Annotated in this window: 6 protein-coding genes; all 6 read right to left on the bottom strand. The window is 62.9% G+C overall.

Translation table 11 applies throughout. The features are described 5' to 3' along the window. Nucleotides 1–1,078 (bottom strand): alpha-amylase family glycosyl hydrolase (locus EN984_RS12990; protein ID WP_245480060.1); only part of this gene is annotated, 1,078 nt, incomplete at its 3' end. A gap of 208 nt (nt 1,079–1,286) precedes the next feature. Further along, entirely contained in the window at nt 1,287–2,915 is a 1,629-nt protein-coding gene (locus tag EN984_RS12985) for an alpha-D-glucose phosphate-specific phosphoglucomutase (protein ID WP_127269987.1), read from the bottom strand. 3 nt (nt 2,916–2,918) lie between these two features. Further along, nucleotides 2,919–4,364, bottom strand: coding sequence for a glycogen synthase GlgA (gene glgA / locus EN984_RS12980; RefSeq protein ID WP_127269989.1), 1,446 nt, complete (start codon nt 4,362–4,364; stop codon nt 2,919–2,921). A 3-nt stretch (nt 4,365–4,367) separates the two neighbouring features. After that, nucleotides 4,368–5,633: a glucose-1-phosphate adenylyltransferase gene (gene glgC, locus EN984_RS12975; RefSeq protein ID WP_127273144.1), complete on the bottom strand. Its 1,266-nt coding sequence runs from the start codon at nt 5,631–5,633 to the stop codon at nt 4,368–4,370. A gap of 35 nt (nt 5,634–5,668) precedes the next feature. Beyond that, the gene (gene glgB / locus EN984_RS12970; RefSeq protein WP_127268704.1) at nt 5,669–7,882 is read right to left on the bottom strand and encodes a 1,4-alpha-glucan branching protein GlgB; all 2,214 of its coding nucleotides are present in this window, start codon (nt 7,880–7,882) and stop codon (nt 5,669–5,671) included. Nucleotides 7,883–7,989: 107 nt separating this feature from the next. Continuing rightward, the coding region (locus tag EN984_RS12965) for a glycogen/starch/alpha-glucan phosphorylase (RefSeq protein ID WP_164765459.1) at nt 7,990–8,730 on the bottom strand (741 nt) is incomplete at its 5' end.

The following is an 8,730-nucleotide window of genomic DNA, read 5'->3' as shown; positions in this document are numbered from 1 at the left end:
GCTCAGCGATCAACACGCGATCGGCCAGCAGCGGGTCGTCGCGCATCGCTCTCAGCATCGGCGCCTCGGCATCGAATGTTCCTTCAACCCTGCCCAGAATGGGCGCCAGGTCGAAGCGGAAGCCGTCGACGCCGGCATCCCTGACGAAATGGCGAAGCGTGTCGAGGACCATCTCCTGGACGACAGGATGATCGCAAGCGACCGTGTTGCCGGTGCCGGTATCGTTGGCCAGCCCGCCGTCTGATGAGTGCCGGTAGTAGGCCTGGTTGTCCAGGCCGCGCAGCGACAGCGTCGGGCCAAGCCAGTCGCTCTCGCCGGTGTGGTTGAAGACGAGGTCGAGGATGACGCCGATGCCAGCCTCACGCAGCACGGCGACCGTGTTTCGCAACTCCATGATGCCGCCCGGCGCCAAACGCGGATCGAGGGCCATGAAAGTCACGGGATTGTAGCCCCAGGCGTTGCGCAGCCCGAGCGGCGGCAAATGTCGCTCGTCAATCCACGCGGTCACCGGCATCAGTTCGACCGCGTCAACCCCCAGTTTTTTCAGATGCTCGATAACCGCCGGGTGAGCAAGTGCGGCGACTGTTCCGCGCAATTTTTCGGGAATGTCCGGATGCAGCATGGTGAAGGCGCGCACCGGCACTTCGTAAATAAGGCCGCCCGGCTGGAATAGCGGCGGGGCAGCCTGCACCGGCTTCGGCAGCGCAGCGGCAATCGCCTTCGGCATCAGCGGTGCGGTATCGGCGCCCTCGCCCCGGCGCTGGGCCAGCCGCCAGTCATAGACATAGGACCTGTCGATCTCGACGGCATATGGATCGGTCAGGAGCTTGGCGGGATCGAACCACAGTCCGCGTTCCGGCGCGTAGTCGCCATCGGCGCGAAAGCCGTAGCGGATGCCCTGGCCAAGGCCCGCAATGAACAGCGCATGGACGCCCTCACCTTCCGGCTGCAGTTCGAGCCGTTCGATTTCCCGGTTGCCCTGCTCGTCGAAGATCGAGACCCAAAGCCGACGGGCGGCCTGCGACCAGGCGGCAAAGCGGATGCCTTCGCGGGTGACGGTGGCGCCGAGCTGGGTCATGCAGTCTCCCCCTTCGCCCCTTGTGGGAGAAGGTGTCGCCGAAGGCGACGGATGAGGGATGTTCCCGCTTGGCAAGGACAGCGATCCTTCGCGCACCCCTCAACCGTCTCGGCGCTACGCGCCGATCCACCGCCCTGGGGCGAGCCACGGGTCTCGCCCCGTCCTTCGAACCCCACAAGGGGAGAAGGGAAAGCGCGAACCGCCACCCTCAAGTAATCACGCTTGGCTTGGGGCGGCCGGTATGGCTGTGAATCCCGGCAATATCATCGGCTGCGGCTATCAGATCGGCAAGGGCGGCCTGGGTGTCGAGGTCGTGCCTCGACTTGTCCGGCTCGTAACGTTCGATGTAGACGCGCAGCGTCGCGCCCGACGTGCCGGTGCCGGAGAGGCGGAAGACGACCCGCGAACCACCTTCGAACAGCACCCTGATGCCCTGATGCTCGCTGATCGAACCGTCGACCGGATCGCGATAGGCAAAATCGTCGGCGCTGGCGATTTTCATGCCGCGAGCGCTGGTACCCGGCAGCGCGCCGAGCTTGGCGCGCAGTTCGTCGACCAATGCGTTGGCGCGGTCGCTCTCAACCTCTTCATAATCGTGCCGCGAATAGTAGTTGCGACCGTAGGTCGCCCAGTGCTCAGTGACGATCTGCTTGCAGCTTTCGCCGCGCGCGGCAAGGATGTTGAGCCACAAAAGCACCGCCCATAGGCCGTCCTTTTCGCGGACATGGTTGGAGCCGGTGCCCGCACTCTCCTCGCCGCAGATCGTCGCCATGTCGGCATCCAGCAGATTGCCGAAGAACTTCCAGCCGGTCGGCGTCTCATAGAGGGCGATGCCGAGTTTTTCAGCGACGCGGTCGGCAGCGCCACTGGTCGGCATCGAGCGGGCGATACCCTTCAAACCGGCCTTGTAGCCGGGCGCCAGGCGGGCATTGGCGGCGAGCATGGCAACTGAATCCGACGGGGTGACGAAAATGCCCTTGCCGATGATCAGATTGCGGTCGCCGTCGCCATCCGAGGCAGCGCCGAAATCCGGCGCGTCCGGTCCCATCATCTCGTCATAGAGGTGCTTGGCATGGACGAGGTTCGGATCCGGGTGATGGCCGCCGAAATCCGGCAGCGGCTTGAAATTGCGGCAGGTGCCGTTGGGCGCGCCAAGCCGGTTCTCCAGGATCTCCTTGGCGTAGGGGCCGGTCACCGCGTGCATGGCGTCGAAGCGCATGCGGAAGCCGGATTTGAACAGTTTGCGCAGGGCATCGAAATCGAACAGGCTTTCCATCAGTTCGGCATAGTCGGCGACCGGGTCGATGATCTCGACCGTCATGCCGGCGGCCTTGACCGTGCCTGTTGTGTCGATGTCGATCGGATCGATATCGGCGATCTTGAAGCTTGAGATTGTCTTGGTTTTCTCGAACATCGCGTCGGTCAGCTTTTCCGGCGCCGGGCCGCCATTGCCGGCATTGTACTTGATGCCGAAATCCTCATGCGGGCCGCCGGGATTATGGCTGGCCGACAGGATGATGCCGCCAAAGGTCTTGTACTTGCGGATGACATGCGAGGCGGCCGGCGTCGACAGGATGCCGCCCTGCCCGACCATCACCTTGCCGAAGCCGTTGGCGGCGGCCATGGCGATGGCCTTCTGGATGACCTCGCGATTGTAGAACCGGCCGTCACCGCCAATCACCAGGGTCTTGCCCTTGAAACCGTCGAGCGCGTCGAAGATCGACTGGATGAAATTCTCGGCATAGTGCTCCTGCTGAAAGACAGGCACCTTCTTGCGCAGGCCCGACGTGCCGGGCCTCTGGTCGGAATAAGGCTTGGTGGGGACGGTCCGTATCATGCTTCAGGCAACCCTTTTCGAAAGTAGCGAGCGATAGAGTTCGACATATTTTTCGGCGCTCTTGTCCCACGACACATCGGCCTTCATGCCCTGGCGCTGCAGCGATTCCCAGACCGTCGGACTGGCATGGGCGTCGACGAGGCGGCGGATGGCGTGCAGCAAGGCACCGCCATTGTTGGGCGCGAACTGGAGGCCGGTGGCGACACCGGCAGAGACGGCGGCCTCATTGGCGTCGATGACCGTATCGGCGAGGCCCCCGGTGCGCGCGACCACCGGCACGCAGCCATAGCGCAGGCCGTAAAGCTGCGTCAGCCCGCACGGTTCGAAGCGCGAGGGGATGACGATGGCGTCACAGCCACCCTGCATGATGTGCGACAGCCCCTCATCGTAGCCGACGACCACACCGATACGGCCGCGATGCCGGGCGGCAGCGGCAAGCAGCGCGCCTTCGAGACCAGCATCGCCCGATCCTAGGATGGCCAGCCGCGCGCCAGTGGCAACGATGCCGTCGATCACCAGCGCCAGTATGTCCATCCCCTTCTGCCAGGTCAGCCGGCTGACCACGCAGACGATCGGGCTGTCGTCACGCTCAAGACTGAAGCGGTCCTCCACGGCAGTCCTGTTGGGCGCGCGCGCCTTCAGTGTGCTCGCCTTGTAGGGGGATACCAGATGCTTGTCGGTTTCCGGATCCCAGATGCCGGTGTCGATGCCGTTGACGATGCCATAGAGATCGCTGGAGCGCATGTTGATGAGGCCGTCGAGACCCATGCCGAATTCCGCCGAGCGGATCTCCTGCGCGTAGGTCGGGCTGACCGTGGTGATCGCCCAGGCGGCCTGCAGGCCAGCCTTGAGGAAGCCGACACCACCATAATATTCGACGCCGTCGAGCGCCATCGCCGCCGCCGGCAAGCCGAGTTCACCGAAGATGCCGGCGCCGAACTGGCCCTGGAAGGCGAGATTGTGGACGGTCATCATCGAGGGAATGCCAACTGCCTTGCCGTAGCGCATGTAGGCCAGGGTCATCGCAGACTGCCAGTCATGGGCATGGACGATGTCGGGCTGGTAGCCCGAGATGGCGCCGCCGGCGATATCGCCGCCGACCTGGCTTAGTGCTGCGAAGCGCCGCCAGTTGTCTGGCCAGTCCACGCCGGTGGCATTGCCGTAGGGACCGCCGGGACGGTCGAACAGATGCGGCGCATCGAGCACGAACAGTTCGAGCCCGGCGAGTTGGACTGAATGGACGGAGGCCTTGCCGCCCTGCAGCAAGGGATATTGCAGAACCGCCCGCTTCTTCTTGAAGGCGGCCATGACGGTCGGAAAGCCCGGGATGAGCGTGCGCACGGTCACGCCCTTGGCCGCCAAGGCGATGGGCAGCGCGCCGGTCACGTCGGCAAGCCCTCCGGTCTTGATCAGCGGAAAGATCTCGGGCGTGACCGACAGAACCTGCATGCGTTAGAGCCCTAACTTGTCGATCATGTCCTGCGTGACCAGGCAGATGCCCTTTTCGGAAACGCGGAAGCGCTTGGCGTCGAGAATAGGATCTTCGCCGACCACCAGCCCTTCCGGTATCCTAACACCATGGTCGATGACCACGCGCTTCAACTTTGCGTTCCGGCCGACATGAACGTCGGGCAGCATGACGACTTCTTCCAGCGTCGAATAGGAATTGATGCGCGCGCCGGTGAAGATCAGGCTTTTTTTCAGCGAAGCCCCCGAGACGATGCAATCGCCCGAGACAAGCGAAGACACAGCCGAACCGCGGCGGCCATCCTCGTCATGCACGAACTTTGCCGGCGGCTTCAATTCGGCATAGGTCCAGATCGGCCAGTCGCGGTCGTAGAGATCGAGCTCGGGCGTGATATCGGTCAGGTCGATATTGGCTTCCCAATAGGCATCGACCGTTCCGACGTCGCGCCAGTAGGCTTCGTTCTCGGCGGTCGAGCGGACGCAGGATTTAGCGAAGCGATGCGCGATCGCCTTACCGTGCTGGACGATATAGGGGATGATGTCCTTGCCGAAGTCGCGGCTTGAGCCCGCCTCGGCCGCATCGCGGCGCAACTGCTCCATCAGGAATTTGGTCTTGAAGACGTAGATGCCCATCGAAGCCAGCGCGAATTCCGGCTTATCGGGAATGCCGGGCGGATCGGCGGGTTTTTCGACGAAGGCGATGATGTTGTCCTTGGCATCGACATGCATGACGCCGAAGCCGGTGGCTTCCATGCGCGGCACTTCGAGGCAGCCGACGGTGACGTCGGCATTGGCGTCGACGTGCTGGCGAAGCATCATCTCGTAGTCCATCTTGTAGATGTGGTCGCCGGCCAGGATGACCATGTATTCGGGGCCGTAGGCCTCAATGATGTCGATGTTCTGATAGACGGCATCGGCGGTGCCTTCATACCACTGCGTTTCCGAGACGCGCTGGCTGGCCGGCAGGATGTCGAAACTCTCGTTTCGTTCAGGGCGCAGGAAGTTCCAGCCGCGCTGCAGATGGCGGATCAGCGAATGTGCCTTGTACTGGGTGGCGACGCCGAGGCGTCGAATGCCGGAGTTAAGCGCGTTGGAGAGCGCGAAATCGATGATGCGCGTCTTGCCGCCGAAATAGACGGCCGGCTTGGCACGCCGATCGGTCAGTTCCTTGAGGCGGCTCCCACGGCCGCCGGCCAATACATAGGCCATGGCATCGCGCGCCAGCGGCTGGGTCCGTTTCAAGTCTGCCATTTCTACCCTCCCAAGTTACTCGATATCGACATGGCTCAGTCGGCAACGAGTTCAAGCATGATCGTCGACAGCGGCGGCAAAAGCATCGTCGCTGAGATGTTTCCTCCCTCCGCCCGCGCCTCGACCATGCCGCCATTGCCCTTGCCGGAACCGCCATATTCCGAAGCGTCGGTGTTGATGATCTCGCGCCATTTGCCTGATTTCGGCAACGGCACGCGATAATTGTCACGCGGCACCGGCGTGAAATTGGAAATGACGGCCACCGGGCTGCCGCCCGGTGCGCTGCGCAGCCAGGCAAAAACCGAATTCTGGCTGTCATCGACGATCAGCCAGGAAAACCCTTCCGGCTCACAATCACGGCCATGCAGTGCCGGGCGCGAACGGTAGAGATAGTTGAGATCGCGCACCGTCTGCCAGACGCCGCGATGCGGCCGGAATTCAAGCAGGTTCCAGTCGAGCGCGCGCGCCTCGCTCCATTCGCGGCGCTGCGCGAACTCCTGCCCCATGAAAAGCAGCTTCTTGCCGGGATAGCCCCACATGAAAGCGTAGTAGGCGCGCAGCGTCGCAAACTTCTGCCAGTCGTCGCCGGCCATCTTGCCAAGCAGCGTGCCTTTGCCGTGCACAACCTCGTCGTGCGAGAGCGGCAGCACGAAATTCTCCGAAAAGGCGTAGGTCAGGCCGAAGGTGAGGTCGTTGTGGTGGTGTTTTCGGAAGATCGGTTCCTTGGAGAAATACTCCAGCGTGTCGTGCATGAAGCCCATATTCCACTTGAAGCCGAAGCCCAACCCGCCTTCATGCACCGGTGCCGAGACCTTCGGCCAAGAGGTCGATTCCTCGGCGATGGTCATCACGCCCGGATGGTGGCCGTAGACCTCCTTGTTCATCTTCTGCAGGAAGCTGACCGCCTCGAGATTCTCGCGGCCGCCTTTCTCGTTGGGGATCCATTCGCCGGCCTTGCGCGAATAGTCGAGGTACAGCATCGAGGCGACCGCATCGACGCGAAGTCCGTCGACATGGTATTTCTCGGCCCAGAACAACGCATTGTTGACCAGGAACGACACCACCTCGCGGCGGCCGAAATTGTAGATCGCGGTGTTCCAGTCGGGATGAAACCCCTTGCGCGGATCGGCATGTTCATAGAGCGCGGTGCCATCGAAATTGGCCAGGCCGTGCTCATCGACCGGGAAATGCGCGGGCACCCAGTCGAGAATAACGCCGACGCCGGCACGGTGGGCGCCGTCGACGAAGCGGGCAAAGCCGTCCGGATCGCCAAAGCGGGCCGATGGCGCGTAGAGGCCGGTCGTCTGGTAGCCCCAGGACGGGTCATACGGGTGTTCGGAGATCGGCATGAATTCGATATGGGTGAAGCCGGTCTCGACCACATAGGGGATCAGCCGGTCGGCCAGTTCGTCCCATGACAGGAACGTACCGTCGTCGCGAAGCTGCCAGGAGCCGGCATGGACCTCGTAGATCGAAATGGCTTCGCGCCGGTGATCGGCATTGCGCCAGAAATTGCGATGCGCCTCGTCGCCCCACTCATGCGCCGGCGGCACGGCCACGACCGAAGCGGTGGCCGGACGCAGTTCGGACTTGAAGGCGAACGGATCGGCCTTCAGCGGCAGCCTGACGCCGTCGGGGCCGATGATCTCGTATTTGTAGGGCCGGCCGGCACCGATATCGGGAATGAACACCTCCCAGATGCCGGTGTCGCGGCGATCCCGCATCGAGTGCCGGCGGCCGTCCCATTCGTTGAAATCGCCGACCACAGAGACACGCCGCGCATTGGGAGCCCAGACGGCGAAATGCACGCCCGTGGCGCCTTCGTGCTCGATGACATGGGCGCCGAGCTTGTCGAACAGCCTGAGATGCGATCCCTCGGCGATGTAGTAGTCGTCCATCGGCCCGAGCACCGGACCGAACGAATAGGGATCGGTCAGCCACCAGTCGCCGCCGGCATTGCGCGCGTGATAGCGAAGCGGCTGCCGCTTCTTGATCGAGAGCTTGCCTTCGAAAAAGCCGCCATCGTCGCGCCTGGACAATTCACCCGCGATGATGCCGGTCAGCGTATAGGCAGTGACGAATTCGGCATTCGGAACAAAGCAGCGGGCCACAAAACCCTTCCCAGCCTCCTGAACACCGAGAACGGCAAACGGATCGCCATGCGTGCCGGCAACAATCGCCGCAACATCGCTGGCTGCCGCCAGTCCGTCCGGCCCGCTTGTCGCAGCGGTCGCGCGCGGCTTCTTCATCAGGCAGTGTCCCTCCCCAGGCACCGAGTGTTTGTTTCTAGTGGTGTGATCCGACTTTCAAGTTCACACCACCGGGACCACATTGTTTGCGGCCTCATGCAATCACATCAGGCAGGCACGTTCCAGATTTCTTTCGCATATTGGCGGATCGTGCGATCGGAGGAGAACCAGCCGACACGCGCCACATTGCGGATTGCCCTGGCGTACCAGTCGGGACTGTTGCGCCAGACCGCATCGACCTCGCGCTGGGCGGTGGCATAGGCATCGAAATCGGCGGCGACCATGAACCAGTCGCTGTTGTAGAGGCCGTTGACGAGGTCGCGGTAACGCTCCGGATCGTCCGGCGAGAAGACGCCCGACGAGACGGCAGCGACCGCTTGCGCCAGCTCAGATGATCCCTCGATGACGGCGCGAGGGTCGTAACCGTTGTTGCGCCGCTCGGCGACCTCGGCGGTGGTCAGGCCGAAGATGAAGATGTTGTCGTCGCCGACGCATTCCTTGATCTCGACATTGGCACCGTCGAGCGTGCCGATGGTCAGCGCGCCGTTGAGCGCGAACTTCATGTTGCCGGTGCCCGACGCTTCCATGCCGGCGGTCGAGATCTGCTCGGAAAGGTCGGCAGCCGGCATCATGATCTCGGCCAGGCTGACATTGTAATTCGGCAGGAACACCACCTTAAGCAGACCGCGCACGGCCGGATCGCGGTTGATGACTTTTGCGACATCGTTGGCGAGTTTGATGATCAGCTTGGCATTGTGGTAGCTGGGCGCCGCCTTGCCGCCGAAGAATTTCACGCGCGGCATCCAGTCGCGCTCGGGGTGCGAGCGGATCTGGTCATAGAGCGCGAT

Origin of the sequence: Mesorhizobium sp. M7A.F.Ca.CA.004.12.1.1, from assembly GCF_003997835.1 — a bacterium.
Taxonomy (GTDB): Bacteria; Pseudomonadota; Alphaproteobacteria; order Rhizobiales; family Rhizobiaceae; genus Mesorhizobium.
This window is presented reverse-complemented; position numbering and strand designations above follow the sequence as displayed.

What these genes read in the sequence shown, in the direction of transcription:
- EN984_RS12985 (WP_127269987.1), bottom strand. Translation starts at nt 2,915, where the DNA reads ATGATACGGACCGTCCCCACCAAGCCTTATTCCGACCAGAGGCCCGGC.
- glgA (WP_127269989.1), bottom strand. Translation starts at nt 4,364, where the DNA reads ATGCAGGTTCTGTCGGTCACGCCCGAGATCTTTCCGCTGATCAAGACC.
- glgC (WP_127273144.1), bottom strand. Translation starts at nt 5,633, where the DNA reads ATGGCAGACTTGAAACGGACCCAGCCGCTGGCGCGCGATGCCATGGCC.
- glgB (WP_127268704.1), bottom strand. Translation starts at nt 7,882, where the DNA reads ATGAAGAAGCCGCGCGCGACCGCTGCGACAAGCGGGCCGGACGGACTG.